Source organism: Streptomyces niveus (genome assembly GCF_001723055.1).
Classification (GTDB): Bacteria; Actinomycetota; Actinomycetes; order Streptomycetales; family Streptomycetaceae; genus Streptomyces; species Streptomyces niveus.
In genome coordinates, this window is the sequence record NZ_MDCR01000104.1 from 1 (window position 1) to 19,119 (window position 19,119).

Here is a 19,119-nt window from a genome sequence, read left to right on the forward strand (position 1 = left end):
GAGGAGCCGGTGGATCACATCAGGAAAGCGGCACCGGCCGGGCGCCGGCGACTCGCGGGTGCGGACCTCGGAGAGCAGCGCGTCGCAGATCTGCCGCATCGTCCCCGCGGCGTCCGCGATGGCCTCGTGGGAGGCCCGCCGTTCGGCGGCGTCGCGGGGCCGGCTGTTCAGCCAGTCGATCTCGGCGGTGACGCGGGCCAGCGGGGTGCGCAGTTCGTGCGACAACTCGGCCGCCTGGTGCTGTTCGTGGCGCAGGACGGCGGCCAGCCGGTCCAGCAGGACGTCCAGGTTGGCGGCGAGCGCGGCGAGTTCGGCGGGCCGCCCGGCGGAGCCGAATCGTTCCGGGGCGGCGGACTCGCTCCATCGCGCGGCCTGGTCGCTCATCGCGGCGACGGGCCGCAGAGCGCGCCGGACGACCAGCCGGGTGAGGAGGTAGATGCCGCCCAGCAGTGCCACGGCCAGGGCGGTGGACGCAACGAGCGCCGTGTCGGCCGTGCTGCGGTACGGGTCCAGGCTCACCGACGCCACGACCGTGCCCGCCTGGCCCGAGCCGTCCGCCTTCGCGACGGGGAGCGCGTACAGCCGCCACGAACCGGGGCCCGGACTGTCGGCGAAGACATGGCTCTTCCCCGCCAGCAGATCCGCCTGCCGCCGCAGCGGATCGGACGCGCCGGTGGGCTTTTCGACGGCCTTTCGGCCTTGATAGATCCATACGCCGCTGTCCAGCGCCTCGTCCTGTGCGGGCTCCCGGACGACAAGCCGGCCGTCCGGGCGGGCCTCGACAGTGGCGCCGACCGCTTCGGCGCGGGTGCGCACCGCGTCGTCGGCCTGTTGGCGGAGCCGGTTGTCGAGGGCGAAGTTGAACACGGTCGTGAGGACCGCGATCCACAGGGCGCCGGCGACCAGGGCCATCAGCGCGAGACGGCCTCGCAGAGTACGGGCGCTACGGAGGCGTCTCATGCGAAGCGGTATCCGATCCCCCGGACCGTATGGATACGGTGCGGGCAGTTCGCGTCGCGCAGCTTCCGCCGCAGTCTGGCCAGGTACTGGTCGAGCGTGTTGTCGCTGACCCGCGCGCCCTCCGGCCAGCCCGCCCGCAGGAGCGCACGCCGGCGGACGGCGGTGCCGGGCTCCGCCATCAGGCGGGCGAGGAGACGGAATTCGGTGGGCGTGAGGGCGACGGGGCGTTCGTGGACGCTCAGTTCGTGCCGTACCGGGTCGAGACGGAGGGCGCCCGTGCTGTCGGTGACGACCTGCGACGGGCCCGTCCGGCTCAGTACGGCGCGCAGCCGCGCGGCCAGTTCGCTGAGATGGAAGGGTTTGACCAGATAGTCGTCACCGCCGGACGCGAAGCCGGAGAGCCGGTCCGTGAGGTTCCCGCGGGCGGTCAGGAAGATCACCGGGGCGGTGATGCCCGCACCGCGCATGGCCTGGCACACGTCCCGGCCGTCCGAGTCGGGAAGCCCGATGTCCAGCACCACCGCGTCCACCGACCGGTCGACCGTCCGCAGGGCGACGGCGCCGTCGGAGGCGGTCACGACGTCGAAGTCCTCGTCGCGCAGGCCGCGGGCGAGCACGTCGCGCAGGCCGTGGTCGTCCTCCACGATCAGAATGCGGGCGAGCGTCACCATGTCAGCCTCTCTCCTGGCTCTCCTGGCTCTCCGGGAGCAGCAGGGTGAAGCGCGTCGGCGCCCGTCGGGTCAGACTGAGCCGTGCCCCCGTACTGTCGGCGAGTTCGGCGGCCAGGGAGAGCCCGATCCCCTGTCCCGGCCCGGTGGTGGTGCCGCGCTCGAACAGCGCCGACGGGTCGGTGGTGAGACGTCCCTCGTCGCCGACGTCGACGGCCAGGGCGTCGCCGATCTCCCGCAGGGTCACCGTGACCGTTCCGCTGCCGTGCCGCCGTGCGTTGTCCAGGAGGATGTCGAGGATCTGGGCACTGGTCCGGCCGGGGACGGTCAGCGCGGAGACCGCCCGGTCGATCACGAGGTCGAGGCGGCGGCCGTCCTGGGCGAGCGGGCCGTGCCAGCGTGTCTCGGCCTGCTCCAGCAGCGCCCCGACCGGGCGGCCGGCGGGGCGGGAGGCGGTCGCGGCCCGTTCCCCGGCCAGCCGGAGTACCTCGTCGATCGTGTCCTGGAGGTACTGGGACCGCTCCAGCGCGTCCTCAGCGCGGTGCGCGGGTCCGCGCCGGGGTCGCTGATGGCTGTTTCCAGCCCGAGCCGCAGACCGGTGAGCGGAGTGCGCAGCTGATGGGAGGCGTTGGCGGTGAAGTGCCTTTCATGGCGGAGCAGTTCGGACAGGCGCTGCACCATCTCGTTGTGCGTACGGGTGACTTGGTCGATCTCGGCGACTCGGCTGCCGGCCGCCCGCGCGGTCAGGTCGCCGTCGGCGATCGCCCGCGACGTACGGGAGAGGGCTTCCAACGGCTCGCTCAGGGACCGAGCCTGGCGCCGGGCGACGAGGACGGCCACGCCCAGCGCCCTGGTTCGGCCCGACGAAGACGCTCGACGTCACCCTGGCCTCCCTGCGCCGTCGCCTGCACCAAGCGGCGGCCGACGCACCCGGCTCCTCACTCCTGCCGACGATCACCACCCTGCGCGGGCACGGCTACCGGCTCGACCCCGTACAGCCGGGAGCAGGGGCAGAGCACGACACAAGCGGTTGATCAGGCTCCTGAGGCCGGCGGGCAATCACGACAGCTCTAACACCAGCAGACGAAGAACGTGCCGGTGTCGTAATGATCGCCGGGCGGGGGGAGCGCGGTGCACCGGTCGCCGTCGTCCGGCATCATGGAGACTCGGCAGTCGGGTTCCCTTCCGGGGGACGGGACTTGGGGGAAGCGTGGACGCTCTGACCGTCGCGAACGAGATCACTCCGTACGTCACGGCGGCCGTCGGCGCGTACGGGACCGCCGTGCTGACCCGGGCCACCGACGCCGGCGCGGACGCCACCGTCGGCCTCGGGCAGCGCATCCTGCAGCGGATCCGGAGCGGTCGGGAAGGCTCCGCCGAGCTGGAGCGGCTGGACCGGGCCGTCGAGGAGGTCGCCGAGGCTCCCGGGGACGAGGACTTCCGGGCCGCGCTTCGCGCGCAGTTCAAGCGCGTCCTGCTGGCTGATCCCGAACTGGCCGCCGAGATCGCGCAGTTGCTGCCGTCCCGGTCGGAGGTCCACCTCACCGCGTCCGGCGAGGGTTCGATCGCCGTGCAGAACAACTCCGGTGTCGTCAGCTCTGGGGGCGATGCCAGGATTCAGTGGCGTACGACATGAGCGGCGCGTCCCTGGAGGCGTCCGGCGAGCGGTCCGCCGCCGTCCACAGCAACGCGGGGATCATCAGTACGGGGCCGGGCACCACGTTCTACACCGCTCCCGCCGTGCGCCTGCCTCCCGCCCAGACCGTCGCCGGTCCGCGCGGGCCGTCCAACCACAATCTGCCGCGTCCGCCCAACGCGCTGTTCGTCGGCAGGGACGACGACCTGAAGCGACTCGGTACGGCGCTGGCCGCCGAGAGACCGCTCAGTACGCAGATCGTCGTCGGGCTCGGGGGCGTCGGCAAGACCAGTCTGACGCTCCAGTACGCGCACCGTCACCGTGCCCGGTACACCACCGTGTGGTGGATCACCGCCGACAGCCCGGACGCCATCACGGCGGGGCTCGCCGCGCTGACGAGTCGTCTGCTGCCCGATCTCGCGGCCCCGGCGACCACCAACGCGCTGGCGGAGTGGGCGATCACCTGGTTCCAGACGCATCCCGGGTGGCTCGTCGTCTTCGACAACGCCGACGACCCGAGCCATCTCGCGCCCGTCATCGGCCAGCTCGACACGGGTCATCACCTGATCACCAGCCGCCGCACGGCCGGCTGGCACCACCTCGCACAACCGGTGCGGCTCGACACGCTCCACCCCGACGACGCGACCGAGTTGCTGACCCGTACCGCCGGGCCGTACGCCACGGTCGAGTCGCGCGACGCCGCCGCCCTGGCGGCCGAGCTGGGCCATCTGCCGCTCGCCCTCGAACAGGCCGGCGCCTACATCAACAACCACGGCATCAGCTGCGGCGCGTACCTGGAGCGGCTGCGCCGCTACCCGGCCCGGATGTTCGCCACCGCGTACGCCGGCAGCACCGACCGGCGCACCATCGCCCGGGTCTGGCGCGTCACCCTCAGCACCATCGCCGACCGGGACCCGCTCGCGGCGGAGATCCTGTCCACGCTGGCCTGGCTCGCTCCCGACCGGCTGCCACAGGACCTGCTCGCCGGTTTCGGCGATCCGCTCGCCGTCGACGACGCCCTGGCGCTCCTCGCCGGATACAGCATGATCACGAAAATGCCGCCGCACCTGCGGGTGCACCGGCTCGTCCAGGCCGTGGCACGCACCGCCGACCCGGCCGACCCGCTCCGTACGGAGGAGGCGATCCTCGCCGCCCGTGAGCGGGCGGCGCGCGTCCTGCTCGACGGGCTGCCCGAGGGCGCGTCGATCGAGGTCCCGCAGTGGGCGCGCTGGCGGAGCCTGCGTCCGCACATCGAGGCGTTCATGGAGCTGACGCCGCCCGCCGACGACACGGCCGACGTGGTGAGGCTGCTGCACGCGCTCTCGCGTTTCCTGCTGGACCAGGGGCACGTCGCACAGGCCGCCGCGTTCAGCGAACGTGCCCTGGCCGGCGGTGAGCGCCTGCTGGGTCCCGACAACCCCGGCACCCTCACCTCGCGCAACCACCTGGGAAACATCTACCGGGCCGCCGGGGACCTCGGCCGGGCGATCCCTCTGTACGAGAGCACCGTCGCCGACCGCGAACGTGTCCTCGGCCCCGACCACCCCGACACTCTCTCGACGCGCAACTACCTCGCGAACGCCTACCGCGACTCGGGGCGCGTCACGTGGTCGATCCCGCTGTACGAACGCACCCTGGCCGACCGCGAACGCGTCCTCGGCCCCGACCACATGGACACCTTCCTGTCCCGGAACAACCTGGCGAGCGGCTACCGGGACGCGGGCGACCTCGGGCGCGCCGTCCCCCTCTTCGAGGCCACGAGCGCCGACGCCGAGCGCGTACTGGGCGACAACCACCCCCGTACGCTCCTCTTCCGCAACAACCTCGCCACCGCGTACGAGGCGGCGGGTGACCTGGAGCGTGCCCTGCCGCTGTACGAGCGGACGGTGGCCGACCGCGAGCGGCAGCTCGGCCACGCGCACCCCGACACCCTCACCTCGCGCAACAACCTGGCAGGCGCCTTGCAGGAGACCGGCGCTACGGGCCTGGAGCGGGCCGTCGGACTGTACGAGCGGACACTGGCCGAGTCCGAGCTGGTCCTCGGCCTTGAGCACCCGCGCACACTTCTCGTACGCAACAACCTGGCCGACGCCCTGTCGCAGAGCGGGGAGTGCGAACGGGCCGTCGCGACCTGGGAGTCGGTCCTCGCCGACTCGGAACGCGTCCTCGGCTCGGACCACCCGGACACCCTCCTGGTGCGCGGCAATCTGGCGGCCGGGCTGCTGGAGAGGAGCGAGACGGGGGCGGCCGGCGGCAGGGAGGCCGGGGGTGTCGCCGACCGCGAACGGGCCGTCGCGCTCTGGGAGTCCGTGATCGGCGGCGCCCGACGGGTCCTCGGGGACGACCACCCGGACACCCTGCTGGCCCGGAGCAACCTGGCCCGCGCGCACCGCTCGGCCGAAGCGACCGCGAGCGTTCTCGCCGACTGCGTACGGGTCCTCGGCCCCGGCCACCCCCGCACCCTCACTACCCGCCGCGACCTGGCAAGGGCCCACCGGGCCGCGGGCGAACTGCCCGAGGCGATCGCCGTGTGCGAGCGAGCGGTGCGCGACAGCACGCGGGAGCTGGGCGACGACCACCGGCTCACCCGGACCATGCGGGGAGAACTGGCCTCTCTGCGTAGGAAGTTGGTGACCATGGTGACCCCGTACGGCCCGGGGGCGTCACACCGGGTCGTGAGAACAGCGGACTGATCGGCCGGAGCGGGTGCCCGCGTCCGTGGGGCGGAGCGCCTCATCGAGGAGGCCCGCGCCAGGGCCAGCCAGCCAGCGGTCGAAGCGCAGCAGGAAGGGAAACTCGGCGCGCAACGCGTCGAGGTCCGCGTTTCCCGCGAGCCTGCCGTCGTCGACGAGAGCTGCCAGCTTGCCGAGGACGTCATCCTGCGAAAGCAGGGTCGTCGGCAGGCGGCTGTAGCTGATCGGCCGGCCGGCCGCCCGGGTCAGCTGCTCGGCCAGCGCCTTGCCGGTGAGAGAGTCACCGGCGATCTCCATGGTGCGGCCGGCGTAGCGATCGGATGAACCGAAGACCGCGGCGACGATGCGGCCGATGTCGCGTACCGCGATGAACTGCATGGCCTGGTCCGGGCGTACCAGGAAGGACAAGTGCCCCCGGGCGAGACCCGTTTCCGGGGTCACCAGGAGCTCCATGAACGCGGCCGGCCGAACGACGGTGCTGGAGATGTCCAGATTCCGGACATGGGCCTCGATACGGTTCTTGGTGTCGAGATGGTCGACGCCCGTCGCCGAACCCGCGGTGACGGCCGAGCTGTAGACGAGATGGGCGATGCCGCAGCGCTCGGCGATGTCGGCCACCGCCGTGCCGAAGCGGACCTCGTCCTCGTTGGTCACGTCGGCGCCGGCCTGGCCGGAGTTGGGCTGAACGCTGAAGACGCCGTACGCGTCGGAGAAGGCCGCGCGCAGCGACTCCGGATCGCCGAGGTCACCGCGGAAGGTTTCGACGCCGATGGCGGAGAGGGATCGGGCCCGGTGGCCGGACGGGTCCCGCACAACCGCGCGCACCGCCCAGCCGTCGGCCCGCAGCGCAGCGGCGACCGATCCTCCCTGCTGCCCCGTGGCGCCGAGGACGACCACGGTTTTGTTGATGTTGGTCATGCCGACCACCCGGCGCGCCCGGTGCTCACGGACGTGTTCTTGATGAAAGTTCCTGAGTGGTGAGTCGGAGATGTGCTGGTCACGGCGTACTCCAGGGTTCGTAAGGGATGCTTCGCCCCGCGTCCGTTACGCTAAAACCTGACGCCGACGTCAGGTGCAAGCGAGACGTGGAGTCGACTCAGGAGGTCGGGGTGCGGATCGGGGAGGTCGCCGCGAAGGCGGGCGTCAGCGTCAGGGCGCTGCGCTACTACGAGCAGCAGGAGTTGCTGCACTCCACCCGGAACCCGGGCGGCCAGCGCCAGTATCCTGCCGGTGCCGTCGAACGGGTCAGGCTGATCCAGCGGCTCTACTCCGTGGGCTTGCCCAGCAGAACCATCCGCGAGGTGCTGCCGTTCGCCGACTCCGGTGAGGTGTCACCGGAACTGCTGGAACTGCTCGCGGCCGAACACGACGGCCTCGACCGGCAGATGACGGACCTTCGGGACGTGCGCGACCGGCTGCACGACTGCATCACCGAGGCGCGCGGCCATCACCGAACAGCAAGTCCGTCCTGAAGCAGAGGAAGCGGCCCCGAGCGGCCAGTTGACACGCCGGCCGCGCCGGGGGGCGTGTCCGGGAAGCGACCGCTTCCTCCCTCCCCTGTCGGGCCCTGTGGAAGAGCGCCGAACGACGGCCACGGCGAGGTGCCGTGACCGTCGTCCGCGCGCCTGACGGGATCACCGGGCGCGGGCCTCCCGGACGGCGTTACTTGCCGGAAGACCCCTCGGCGGGAAGCACGGAAAGCGCCACCACACGTGCGTCGTTGCCGGCCCGGCCCCGAATCCGCAGGGCGACATAGCGGGCCGTGCCCTTCGCGGTGAGCGTCGCGACACGCCCCCTGGTGCGGAACGTCCCGGCCGGGTCGTACGACAGGCCGTCCGCGCTGAACTCGGCCTCCGCCGACGGCGCGCGGCCGCCCGTCCAGGTGACCCGGATCTCGCCGATCGCCGTCGGCGCCCCGAGGTCGACCACCATGCGGCCGCCGGTCCCCGGGCTCCAGGAGGTGTGCGGGTCGCCGTCGACCGCCGCCGCCGGGTCGGACATCCCGGCGGGGAGCGGCGCCGTCGGGAAGGTCGTCCGGCCGAGCGCCACGTCGGCGAGCGGGTAGGCGCTGGCCCCGCGTACGGTCACCTGTTCCGTACGCCCACGGCGCACGCTGACATGTGTCGCACGGCCGCCCGGCGGGGTGACCACCAGGCGGCAGGAGGGCCCTGTCAGTCGGACCGTGGCCGCGTCCACCACCTCGGCGCGCAGTCCGGACGGCACCGGCCCGCCTCCGTCCGGTCGCAGGACGAACCGGGCCGGGGCCAACACCGCCTGTGCCGCGTGGAGTTGGGCGTGGTAGTCGGTGCCGCCGGCCGTGACCGTCTGCGTACCGGCGTACAGCCGCACCGAGCGGGTGTCCTGCGGCAGGGACACCGTCGTGGTGACCGCGGCTGCCGACAGGTTGAACAGGCTGAGGTGGCCTCCCGCGGTGCTCGCGCGAACATCGGGATGTCCCGAACGGGGTGCCTCGCGCCCCGCCGCCGCCTTCACGTCGGACGGGGTGCCGTTGGCGTAACCCTCGACGACGACGGCCTCGGCGGGCCCGTCGGAGAGGACGAGGGTGTCGCCGTAGACGGCCAGCCCGTTCTTGGCCCCGCGTACGACGAGGCCCGCGCGCCCGTCGACCGACACCCAGCCGCCGGTGCTGGTGAGGTCGGCGTCCGGGTAGCGCGCCAGGTCCGTCCAGGTCTCGCCGTCGGCCGAGCCCTGGAGCGCGTACCCGCGGCCGGCGGCGGACTCCCAGCGCAGGGTGACGCGGTCGAACTCCCGCTCCTGTCCGAAGTCGACCGTGATCCTGCTGTCCGCGCGTCCGCGCTCGGCGACGGAGACCGCCCAGCGCGTCGCGAGGTCGCCGTCGACGGCCAGGGCCGCGCCCTTGCCCGTGTCGGAGGACGAGGCGGTCGCCGTCGCACCCCGGGCGAGATCCGCTCCCCCGGCGCCGTCGCGGGCCTCGATCGCGTACAGGGAGTAGCCGTAACGCGGGTCCGGGAGGACCCCCTGCATCCGGAGGTAGCGGTAGGAGACCTTGGCGAAGGTGGTGTCGTCGGTGCGCCCGCCGGGCGCCGGGGGCGTGGTGCCGCTGTCCTTGGCGGCGACGGTGACCGCTCCCTCGGCGGCGGTGTACGTACGGCCGCCGTCGAGGCCCGGCACGCCCGGCATGGTGAAGTTACGCACTTCGAGGTGGCCCTCGCCGGCGGCGACGCCGCTTGTCGCGTAGACGACGTCGCCGGAAGGCAGGGTGGTGAATCCGGCGAAGCCCGTGGGCAGCGCGAAGAGCGTGGCGCTGCCGTCGAAGCCGTCGCGGAGTTCGGTGTACGTGGCGACGGAGCGGGAGACCGGCTTGGCCGAGGTGGTGGGAAGGAACATCGGCGTGGCCCCGCTGACGGCGAACAGCCAGTCGTCGTGGGCGGGCTGCCAGGCGAACTTGACGAAGCCGGGTTTGCTGACGGCCGCGGCCCAGGCCGCCGGGGACTGGTGCGCGACGAGGCCGGGTGCGGCGCCGAAGTCCTTGACGCCGCTGGCCCGTTCGAACAGCTCCCGCTCCGTGAGGGGGCGAACGGCCTTGCCCCGCGCGGCCCGCCACTCGTGCAGCAGATAGCTGATGGCGATCTCGGCACGGGCCTCCGGCTCGTACTTCGGTTCCCCGGAGAACTTGGTCAGACGGTTGACCGGCGGGTACGCCTGGTAGGCCGCCAGGCGTTCGGCCAGCGCGGCCTCCGCGCGGGCGGCTGCCCTGTCCCCCAGTACCTGGGCGAGAAACGCGAGGGGGATGACGTCGCGTCCGTAGAGGTGCTCGCGGTCGTTGACCATCGGCATGAGCGGCTCACCCGAGTCACTCATCATCAGGAGGAGGGTCTCCCAGAGGGGACCGGCATTCGGCTGGGAGGTCAGGACCTCGGGCATCGGCCGGCCGGCGGTGATGAAGTGCGCGGCGTTGCGCCCGGACGTACGCCACAGCTCGGACTGGTAGTGCGGGCCGAACGAGCCGTGGTTCTCGACGATGAAGGTGTCGTACAGGTTCTGCGCGGTGTTGTCGCTGACGGGAACGCCGTCGACCAGGGCCGGGTTGGCGCGGTCGGCGGCAGGCAGTCCGGCCTCGTTACGGCTCCAGCGGCCGAAGGAGTCCTTCCACTGCGGGTACTTGGCGTTGTCGGGCGCCCAGGCGAGACCGGGGGCCAGCGACTGCGCGTAGACGCCCATCTCCTCCAGCTTCGTGTCTCCCACGAAGCCGCCGGAGAGACCGCGCGGCGTCCAGCTGCCCGACGCGGGGTCGTTGCCCGTACCGAGGCCGGTGGTGTAGTCGGCCTGCGCCCGCACGATCGTGTCCACGTTGTCGCGCGTCGCACTGTCCAACCGGTCCCAGAGCAGGCGCGCCGCGAGGACGAAATAGAGCTGGAAGGTGGTGTCGAAGAAGAGCGTGCGGCCCCATTCGGTGCCACCGGTAAGGCGGTTCGAGGCGGCGAAATGCTTGATGGTGTCAAGGGTGCGGGAGAGCAGGGTCTTCTCGTCGACGCCGGCCAGCTCGGCGTCGTAGGTCCCACGGGTGAGCAACAGCGCGTTGCCGAGGACGACGGCGAAGCCGAAGTCCTTGGCGGTGTAGTGACCCTTGGCAGCGTCCCACTGGGTCTCGGACCAGCGGGTGTGGGTGAGCAGCGCCTGGTGGTAGACATCGGCGATGCCGTCGGGTGCGGCCGGACGGTGCTCGACCGGCCGGCCGTCGGCCGCGGCCGACGAGACGCCGAGGGACGAGGCCGTCGTCAACGCCACGGTCAGGCCCGCCAGTTGGGCGAATCGGCGTCTGCTCAGCTCTGCCGGGTGGTGATTCACGCGGATGCGCCTCCTGGGATCAATCTAAGACAACGTTGTCAAAGCGCGTTCATTCTTTGTTCGCGAAGTCGGAACCGTCAAGCCCCTGAGCGCGCATCCATGGGCGAAGGGGGGCGGACGCCGGGCGATGCCCGAGGGAGGCACCCGGCACCTCTGGCGGACCGGCCGAGCCGAATCTCGGAAGATGAGCCGCTTTCGGCACGGGCAACGAATCCCGTCCCCGCCCCTTCAGGCACCCAGTTGTCGCTATGGATCGGTGCGCCTCCATGGCGGACGCCTGCGATATGGGACTCTCCGTGAGCAAGCCGGTACAGCAGGTCAGCCTTCACTTCCCGCCGACGCCGCGAATGCCGCGTCAGACGGGCAGCAGGTTCGGGGCGCGAGGGTCATCTCCGGGCGCGTTCCCGTTCATTGCCGTGATCGGCCCGGTGGTCGCGAACCATGACCGTGCCGTACGGGCGAAGCAGCGCCTCTCGCCGAGGTGGCGGAGGCTCACTACATCGAAAGGCAAGTATCACCATGAGGTTCAACCTCGTCCGTACCGCGGCTGTCGCGGGCTTGGCCGCAGGCGTTCTTCTCACCGGCGTGCCCACGACCACCGCTGCGCCCGTGTCCGCTGTCGCCGCGCCCACGGCGTCGCCGGCCGTCGCCAGCGCCGCACCGGCCTGCGTGCACCTGCGCCAAGAGGACTACTTGCGTGACGGCCAGTGGCGTTCACTGGCAAACGCCAAGAACAACTGTTCCCACGCCGTCCGGATCCGCATGATCTGGACGGGAACCACCGACGGGAGGTGCTTCAGCCTCAACCCGGGACAGGATCACGGCGAGTCGAAGCCCGGCAGGGGACCGTACGTCTCCGAACTGCGCGACTGCTGAGGACGGCAAAGACGCACACCAGGGGGCCGGTTTCCACCTCGTGTCGAGATCGGCCCCGCTGACACCTCGTTCGTGTACGGTGCGGCGCCGCCAACTGAATCCCGTGCCCGGGCGGGTTCGACCGCAACGACGGCCGACCGACGTTGCGGAAGCGTCCGCAGATACTGCGGCCGTGCCGCGAACCCCGGCGCCCACCCGGCCGGCCACGCTCGTCCAGCCTTCTCCTGAGAGGGCGTTACTGATGCGGGATGTGAACGCCGGCCGCACGCAGGTTCTCTTCGACCAGGGCGTTCAACCGGGCGATGGAGGGGCCCTGGTCTTCCCGGTGGTGGTTGACCACTCCGTACCGGGCGGCGGCGTCGGACTGGTTCCGGAACCCGGTCGGCATCGTCTGCAGCGCACGGTTGGCCAGCAGATTGGCGGCCACCGCGGACGCGAGCTCCACGATCCGCGGGTCGTCGGGGTCCCAGGATCTGGCGTCCCAGCTGCGCTTGGTCAGCTCGATGAACTCGGGGTCGGCGAGCGAGTGTTCGAGGTGGTTCAGGAAGCTCTCGAAGATCTCCGGAATCAGCGCCCGAGCCAGCACCAGACCCTCTCGCTGAACGGCCACGTAGTCGGGGCAGAAGCCGAGATCGGTGAGTCGTTCCAAGATCGCGCAGGCCCGGTCGGGCAGCAGAGCCCGGTCGCCGTGGTCGAGCCGGTGCAGCGTGTCGCGGCGTGCGGTCAGATCCTCGATCTGTTCGGTGAGGCGGCGATGGACGTCGTCCAGAGCTGCGGCGAACCGCTCGGGATCGGCGTCCAGCAGATCGCCGACCTCGGCCAGCGGTACGCCGGCCCCGGCCAGGGTCCTGGCCTGGATCAGCCGGAGCAGGTCGGCCGACCCGTAGCGCCGGTAGCCGGAACCGTCACGTTCCGGTTCGGCGACCAGGCCCAGCCGGTGATAGTGCCGCACCGTCTTGATCGTGACGCCGACGAACGCAGCCGCCTGACCGATCGTGAGCCCGTTCGCCATCGACTCAGCACACCTCCAGATCGCGGGCGATCACAGGGGCGAGGGTAGCGCGCGACAGTCGGTGCCGGAGAACCCATGGCCGCGATGGAGATTGACCTTGACCTTAGGTCAGGGTGCACGCTCATCGCGAGGCTGCCTCGAAGGGGCCGGCAGCCACCAGGACCACTGTCGCGAGATTGAGGAACGACCATGAGCGAGTCCGTCCACACCACAGAGAACTCCGCTGCCGGACAGGATCGCCCGGAACTCCGGAAGGCCATTCAGGAGATCGTCGATTCCGGTCTCACCGGGGTGTCGCTGCGCGTGAACGATGAGCGGGGCGAGTGGGTCGGCAGTGCCGGGGTGGCGGAGCTGGGCGGGACTGCCGAGCCGCCGGTCAACGGGCACGTCCGGATCGGCAGCAACACCAAGACCTTCACCGCGACCCTGGTGCTGCAACTGGTGGCGGAAGGCAGGGTCGGGTTGGACACCCCGGCCGTCGACTACTTGCCCGAGTTCGACCTTGACCGGCGGACAACGGTGCGGATGCTGTTGCAGCACACCAGCGGGGTGTTCAACTTCACCGGCGAGTTCCACGAGGACGGGACGGTCCTCGCGGGGATCCCCTCCACCATCTCGGGCCAGGAGTGGGTGGACAACCGGTTCAAGACCTACCCGCCGGAGGAGCTGGTACGGCTGGCGCTGTCCAAGCCCGCGCGCTTCGAACCGGGGACGGGCTGGAGCTACTCCAACACCAACTACGTGCTGGCCAGGCTGCTGGCCGAGAAGGTCACCGGCCGCTCGTGCGCCGAGGTGACGCGGGAGCGGATCCTGGATCCGCTCGGCCTGTCGGACACCGTGGTGCCGTACACCTCGCCTGAGATCCCCGAGCCGCACGCGCACGCCTACTACCGGTACGAGGAAGCCGGCGTGCGGAAGACGGTCGACATCACCCGCCACAACCCCTCCTGGATCAGCGCCGGCGGGGACATGATCTCCACCACCCGGGACCTCCACACGTTCATCTCCGCACTGGCGGGCGGCAGGCTCCTGCCGGCCGCGCTGCTGGCCGAGATGCGCACCCCGCACCCCGAGAGCGGCTTCGGCCTGGGGCTGCGCGTGCAGGACGCGGGCCCCGACGGCGGCACCCTCCTCTTCCACAACGGTGGTGCCGCCGGCCACGCGGCGCTGATGTACAGCACGCCCGACGGCAGCAGGACCCTCACCGCCGCGCTCAACTATGTGGACGACGCCGCGATGTCCCTGGCCGTGGCGTTCCAGAAGGCGATGGAGGGGCTCGTCGACGAGGTGTTCGGCAGCGGGCGGGCCGGATCGGCTGACGAGGTGACGGAGCCGGCGCAGCCGACGGACTGAGCACGGGCCTGTCGCGGAAGTCCGCGAACAACCTCGGGTGACGACCGACCAGGTACGGCACGGGGACAATCGACTGCTTGAGCGACGAGCACCCGGCACATGATTCCCCCTGTAAAAACCCACAGGCAGCCGTCCCGCATGGCGGGGCGGCTGCCGCCGTTCTGGGGCGGGAGCGCCACGAAACAGCGCCGTAGGCCGGCGGAACGGTGCCGTGTCCCGCGAAGCCGTCATGGCCCAGGCCTGAAACAAACACTGGTTCGGCCCGACGAGGACCGCGACGGAACATACGCGCGGGCATATGCGATTCGTCGGCGCGGATTGGCCGTCTCCTTCAATTCGACTTGATTCAATCGCCCACTGACCGGAAGTCTCTTTTCCTTTCCCTCTGCCGGGTTGATGTGGCAGCTTTTCCGAGGGGGATCGGAGACCGGATAAAACGTGGGGGGCGTACTGGGGAGCACAGGCGCATACCGGGGGCACACGGCAGTGCGAAAAGTGCTTCAGCCGCCGGTCGGCCAGGAGTTCCTGTCGGCGTATGACGGGCACTGGATGTGTTGCCGACCGACGGAGCACCATCTACTAGGGGGCGTGCATGATCCATGTTCAAGTCGTACACAGGGTCGGACTGTTCCGTGCGGCTCTTGTGGCGCTGCTGCGCTGCGAGGAGACGCTCCACGTGTCGGCGTCCCACAAGCGCCCGGCCCGTCAGGAGACGCTCTGTCCATCGCCGCATGTGTGGGTGGCCGATATCGACTGTCTCGATGACCCGGCGCGCACGGGAAAAACCGGACCCGGCAACGGGCAGGGTGGTATAGGGGCGTTATTGGTGCTGACGTCGGAAAGAAAACCCGGAGCACTGATGAAGGCATTCGAAGCGGGAGCGCTGGGGTACGTCAACAGGGACGGGGATCCCAGCAGGCTGGTCGAAGGAATTCACCGGGTGGCGAGCGGTGAGCGGTATGTCGACGACTCCCTGGCCTGTGATTTCCTCCAGGCGACCAAACTCCCCCTGACACCACGGGAGTTGAGCGTTCTGGCGCTCGCGGCGGAGGGCTCGCCGATCGGCGACATCGCGGCCTCGCTGCATCTGTCAAGCGGGACGATACGTAACTACCTGGCCTCCGCGATACGCAAGGTCGGCGCGCGCAATCGCATGGACGCCATCCGCATCTCCCAGGACGCGGGGTGGCTGTAGCCGCCGGGCTCCCGCCCTCGGCGGTTCAGCTGCCGACGGGCGGCGGCGTGTGCTGCCAGTGGCCGAACAGGTCGCGGTAGAGCGCCGAACTCGTCAGCAGTTCCTCGTGCGTACCGAACCGCGGTGTCGTGCCGTCCAGTACGAGCACGCGGTCCGCCCGGCGCGCGGACGACAGCCGGTGGGCCACGACGATCAGGGCGCCGCCACGGGCACGGGCCCCGTCGGTGAAGGCCCGCTCGGCGAAGGCGCGTTCGGCGCGGGCCTCCGCGGCCGGGTCCAGATGACAGGTGGCCTCGTCGAGGAGGACGAGTGGCGCGGAGGAGAGGTAGGCGCGGCACAGCGCGAGGAGTTGGCGCTCACCGTGCGACAGGCCGCGCGGGTCGAGTACGGCGTCGGGCCCGCCGAGCCGGTTGACGAGCGGCTCGGCGCCCAACACCCCTATCGCATAGGTCAGTTCACCGCTCGTGGCATCCGGCCGCAGATGCAGGAGGTTGTCGCGGACGCTGCCGGTGAAGACGTACGCCTGCTGCGGGATCAGGACGCGGCGGTCCGCGAGGTCCTGAGCGGTGGTGCCGGTCACCGGCTCTCCGCCGAGCAGCACCGTTCCGTGGTCGGGGGCGACAAGCCCGGAGACGACACCCGCGAGCGTCGACTTGCCGATGCCGCTCGGGCCGACGACGGCGATGTGCTCACCGCGCCGGACGGTGAGATGGAGGTGGTCCAGTACGGGGGGTGAGTCGGGGCCGTAGGCGTGGGTGACGGCGCGGATCTCGACCGCAGGCGCGGTGCGCGAGGGGCGTCGGCCGCGTGGGGTGGCGGCCTCGACGACCATGTCCGGGTCCGGGTCGGGAGCCTTCGGGGGAACGGGTGGGGCGGTGGCGTCCTGGAAACGGTCGACCACGACCAGCAGTCTCGTCCCCGCCGCTCCGAGCGCGGTCATCATGCTGTGCAGCGCGGGGAGCAGGGCCTGGAGCAGATACGTGAGCGCCCCCGCCAGCGCGCCGGTCGTCACCCCCTGCCGCAGCAGCCACGGAGTGGTGACGAGCAGGAGGAGTACGGGCAGTTGGCCCGCGACGCCGAGTGCCACCGTACGCAGCGCGGCCCAGCGCGCCAGCACGCGCGACGTCCGCTCCGCGGTGTCGATGAGCCGCCCCGTACGCTGCGCCGCGTCCGCCTGGGCTCCGCAGGCCACGAGGTCACGATGGCCGGCCGACACCGCGCCCACGCCTTCGGCCACGGCCTCGTCCGCGTCCAGGAAGGCGCGCTGGGCCGAGGCCATCGGGAGCAGTGTGGCGAGGAAGAGCCCGATGCCCAGGACGAGCGGGGGCAGGACGACGAGGAGCAGTTCGGGGGCGAGGGCCAGCAGGCCGATCAGTGCGCCGACCGCGTTGAAGACGAACGCCCTTACGGTGAGGACGAGTCCGGCGAAGCTGTCGCGGACGATCTCGGTCTGATGGGTGAGCCGTGAGACGGCACCGGTGTCCGCGCGGTCGTCGGTGCGGGCCGGGTCGGTGACCGCGTGGCGCAGCGCCTGCCGGACCGCGCGCCGTACGAGCGCGTCCCGCAACGGCTCGGTCAGCTCGGCGAGTTGGGTGAACACGCCGCGCATCGGAGGTCCGGCGCCGAGGATCGACGCGGCGGCGACGGCGAGCCAGAGCAGTCCTGTCCCGGTCTGCCCGGCGAGGAAACCGCGGTCGAGCGCCTGGGCGAGACAGTACCCGCCGAGGAACGTCTGCGCGGACTCCAGCAGCGACCACCCGCCGAGCCGTACGAGGACCCGCTTCCGGCCCGCCAGAAACCGCCGTGCGGGCGGCAGGTTCCGGCGCAGCGCTCCCCGGCCGGGGCGCGCGCCGGGTGCGGGCGACTTCGCGGCGGCGCTCACCGGTCGGCCCGTTCAGCGGTGTCGGCGGCGGGTGCGGGCTCGGTTGCGTGCTTGTGCGGGAGCGGTACGGCGCGTGCCGCGACGGGGGCGCGGTGCGTGTACGGTTCCGTCTTCGAGGCCGCCGCGGGGACCGCCGCCGGCCCGGGTTCCGGGGGCGCGAACAGGGCGCGGTACTCCCCCGAACGCCACAACTCCTCGTGCGGACCCGTCGCCCGCACCCGGCCTTCCTCCAGCCAGACCACCAGGTCGCAGCGGGCCGCCGAGGAGAGGCGGTGGGCGACGATCAGCCGGGTGCCGTGCCGGACGTCCCGTGCCAGGGCCGCCTCCACCTGACGCTCCGTCACGGTGTCCAGGCTGGACGTCGCGTCGTCGAGCACCAGCAGTCGTCCGGCTCGCGCGAACGACCGTGCCAGGCCCAGGCGTTGCAGCTCTCCCCCGGACAGGGGCGCGGCCTGCGGCGGTGTCGCGTACCCATGCGGGAGGAGCCGTACGAACGCGTCCGCGCTCGCCGCACGCGCCGCAGCTCGGACACGTTCCTCGGGCATCGGAGAGCCGCCCGCCAGTGCCTCGCCGAGCGTGGCTCCGAAGAGGACGGGGCGTTCGAAGGCATGGCCGACCTCGCGGCGCAGCACGTCCCGCCGGAGCGCGCCGAGCGGAATGCCGTCCAGCAGGACGGTCCCCGCGTCCGGCTCCGTGAGCCGCCCGGCCACCGCCGCAAGCGTGGACTTTCCCGCCCCCGAACGGCCGACCACCGCCACGGACGTGCCGCCGGGGATCGTCAGATCCACTCCGGCGAGGACGGTGCGGTCCTCGCGCCTCACGCTCACCCCGCGCAGTTCCAGCGTTCCGCGCCCCTCGGGCGGCAGGGTCCGGGCTCCGTACGTCATCGCGGGCAGCGCCATCAGTTCGGCCGCCCGGCGGGCCGCCGAGCGGCTGCGGATCAGGGAGCCGATCAGGCCGGCAGCCGTACCGACGCCGGCGGCGAGTGCCGCGTACCGGCTGGCCGCCAGCAGGTCGCCGACGCTCATGTCCCCGGACGCGAGCCTGATGCCGCCGACCGCCAGGACGGCGGTCGTCAGCAGCGGCATGAGCACACCGCTGCGCGCGACGGCCGCGCCGTGGATCCGCCACATCCGGCGTCCCTGCGTGGCCAGTTGGGGCAGCGGGGCGAGGATACGGTCGCGGTCACGTGCCTCCGTACCGGCGGCGGCGATCGTACGGGCCCCGGCCAGCGCCTCCACCAGACGTGTGGCGATGTCGGCCTGGGCGCGCTGGTAGCTGGCGACGCTGTCGGACGAGCCGCGGGCGAAGGCCCGCAGGACCAGCAACAGCACCGGGAGCCCGGCGAGGAACGTGACCGCGGTCCACGGGTCGATCAGGAACAGCGCGACAACCGCTCCCACCGGCGCGAGCAGCGACGCCCCGAGCGTCGCGGCGGATACGGGCGCGGTGGACGCCTCGGTGGCGTTCGCCGTGAGCCGGACGGCCACGTCGCCGGGCGGGAAGCGGGCGGCGTGGCCGGGCCACGCGGCGAGCAGTCGGCCCACGCCCCGGGTGCGGAGCCACGCGGCGGAGCGGGCGCTGGTCGTACCGCCCAGCAGGGCCACCAACGCGTCCAGCAGCACCTCGGCGACGATCACGGCGGCGCAGGCGAGCAGCCAGGGGTCCGCGTCCGGGCTCCGCCGGAGCAGGAGGTCGAGTGTGCGGCCGAGGACGGCCGGCAGCGCGAGGGACGCGACGGCGGACGCGGCGGAGCAGAGGAAGACCGCCGTGGTCCGGCCCGCGCTGTGGCGCGCGGCGCCCAGCAGGAGACCGGCGGCGGTCCCTTCTCGGTCCTGCGGGACGGGCGGTGTCTTCAAGAAGGGGTCTCCCCTCGGTTCGGGCGGCGGCCGGTGGGTCCGTACGGGCTCGCGGGACGTACGCGTACAGACCGCGTACGCGTACACGTCGGCGTGCGCGTACAGACCGCCGTGCGCGGACAGACGGACGCCCGCGAGCGCCGGACGGGCCTTTC

Annotated in this window: 15 protein-coding genes; 6 read left to right on the forward strand and 9 right to left on the reverse strand. The window is 71.8% G+C overall.

What is annotated here, in order from left to right; translation table 11 throughout:
• From BHU15_RS13930 to BHU15_RS13945, 4 genes are all read right to left on the reverse strand, one after another.
• Positions 1-960 (reverse strand): histidine kinase dimerization/phospho-acceptor domain-containing protein (locus tag BHU15_RS13930; protein ID WP_069627523.1); only part of this gene is annotated, 960 nt, incomplete at its 3' end.
• A complete protein-coding gene (locus tag BHU15_RS13935) occupies positions 957-1,631 on the reverse strand; it encodes a response regulator transcription factor (protein ID WP_069627475.1) in 675 nt (224 codons plus the stop codon). The genes BHU15_RS13935 and BHU15_RS13930, both read right to left, overlap by 4 nt.
• A gap of 1 nt (position 1,632) precedes the next feature.
• Positions 1,633-1,983 (reverse strand): ATP-binding protein, encoded by a 351-nt coding sequence (locus BHU15_RS13940; RefSeq protein WP_069627476.1) that lies wholly within the window; start codon positions 1,981-1,983, stop codon positions 1,633-1,635.
• Positions 1,980-2,468 (reverse strand): HAMP domain-containing protein, encoded by a 489-nt coding sequence (locus BHU15_RS13945; RefSeq protein ID WP_069627477.1) that lies wholly within the window; start codon positions 2,466-2,468, stop codon positions 1,980-1,982. Before BHU15_RS13945 ends, BHU15_RS13940 begins: the two co-directional genes overlap by 4 nt.
• A 370-nt stretch (positions 2,469-2,838) precedes the next feature.
• On the opposite strand from BHU15_RS13945, the gene BHU15_RS13950 reads away from it, so the two are divergent.
• Both BHU15_RS13950 and fxsT read left to right on the forward strand, forming a co-directional pair.
• Positions 2,839-3,264, forward strand: coding sequence for a hypothetical protein (locus tag BHU15_RS13950; protein ID WP_069627478.1), 426 nt, complete (start codon positions 2,839-2,841; stop codon positions 3,262-3,264).
• Complete coding sequence (fxsT, locus tag BHU15_RS13955; RefSeq protein ID WP_141726820.1) at positions 3,261-5,957, forward strand: FxSxx-COOH system tetratricopeptide repeat protein; 2,697 nt, start codon at positions 3,261-3,263, stop codon at positions 5,955-5,957. The genes BHU15_RS13950 and fxsT overlap by 4 nt, the downstream gene beginning before the upstream one ends.
• On the opposite strand, the gene BHU15_RS13960 is transcribed toward fxsT, so the two are convergent.
• Complete coding sequence (locus BHU15_RS13960) at positions 5,928-6,875, reverse strand: NmrA/HSCARG family protein (protein WP_069627524.1); 948 nt, start codon at positions 6,873-6,875, stop codon at positions 5,928-5,930. The genes fxsT and BHU15_RS13960 overlap by 30 nt on opposite strands.
• A 167-nt stretch (positions 6,876-7,042) precedes the next feature.
• Between BHU15_RS13960 and BHU15_RS13965 the strand changes: the two genes are divergently transcribed.
• Complete coding sequence (locus BHU15_RS13965) at positions 7,043-7,429, forward strand: MerR family transcriptional regulator (protein WP_368483203.1); 387 nt, start codon at positions 7,043-7,045, stop codon at positions 7,427-7,429.
• A gap of 190 nt (positions 7,430-7,619) precedes the next feature.
• Here the strand turns inward: BHU15_RS13965 and BHU15_RS13970 are convergent, their stop codons facing one another.
• Positions 7,620-10,787, reverse strand: a complete 3,168-nt coding sequence (locus tag BHU15_RS13970; RefSeq protein ID WP_079128130.1) for a discoidin domain-containing protein — start codon at positions 10,785-10,787, stop codon at positions 7,620-7,622.
• 585 nt (positions 10,788-11,372) lie between these two features.
• On the opposite strand from BHU15_RS13970, the gene BHU15_RS13975 reads away from it, so the two are divergent.
• The gene (locus BHU15_RS13975; RefSeq protein ID WP_167756184.1) at positions 11,373-11,663 is read left to right on the forward strand and encodes an alpha-amylase inhibitor; all 291 of its coding nucleotides are present in this window, start codon (positions 11,373-11,375) and stop codon (positions 11,661-11,663) included.
• A gap of 235 nt (positions 11,664-11,898) precedes the next feature.
• On the opposite strand, the gene BHU15_RS13980 is transcribed toward BHU15_RS13975, so the two are convergent.
• Entirely contained in the window at positions 11,899-12,675 is a 777-nt protein-coding gene (locus BHU15_RS13980) for a MerR family transcriptional regulator (protein ID WP_069627483.1), read from the reverse strand.
• 189 nt (positions 12,676-12,864) lie between these two features.
• On the opposite strand from BHU15_RS13980, the gene BHU15_RS13985 reads away from it, so the two are divergent.
• Both BHU15_RS13985 and BHU15_RS42135 read left to right on the forward strand, forming a co-directional pair.
• A complete protein-coding gene (locus BHU15_RS13985) occupies positions 12,865-14,028 on the forward strand; it encodes a serine hydrolase domain-containing protein (RefSeq protein ID WP_069627484.1) in 1,164 nt (387 codons plus the stop codon).
• 859 nt (positions 14,029-14,887) lie between these two features.
• On the forward strand, positions 14,888-15,223 hold the full coding sequence (locus BHU15_RS42135) for a response regulator transcription factor (protein ID WP_023536620.1): 336 nt from the start codon (positions 14,888-14,890) through the stop codon (positions 15,221-15,223).
• 25 nt (positions 15,224-15,248) lie between these two features.
• On the opposite strand, the gene BHU15_RS13995 is transcribed toward BHU15_RS42135, so the two are convergent.
• Positions 15,249-17,105 carry an ATP-binding cassette domain-containing protein gene (locus BHU15_RS13995; RefSeq protein WP_218028059.1) on the reverse strand — a complete coding sequence of 619 codons (1,857 nt, stop codon included), beginning with the start codon at positions 17,103-17,105 and terminating at the stop codon, positions 15,249-15,251.
• Positions 17,102-18,964, reverse strand: a complete 1,863-nt coding sequence (locus tag BHU15_RS14000) for an ABC transporter ATP-binding protein (RefSeq protein ID WP_069627486.1) — start codon at positions 18,962-18,964, stop codon at positions 17,102-17,104. The genes BHU15_RS13995 and BHU15_RS14000 overlap by 4 nt, the downstream gene beginning before the upstream one ends.
• Positions 18,965-19,119 lie beyond the last annotated feature (155 nt).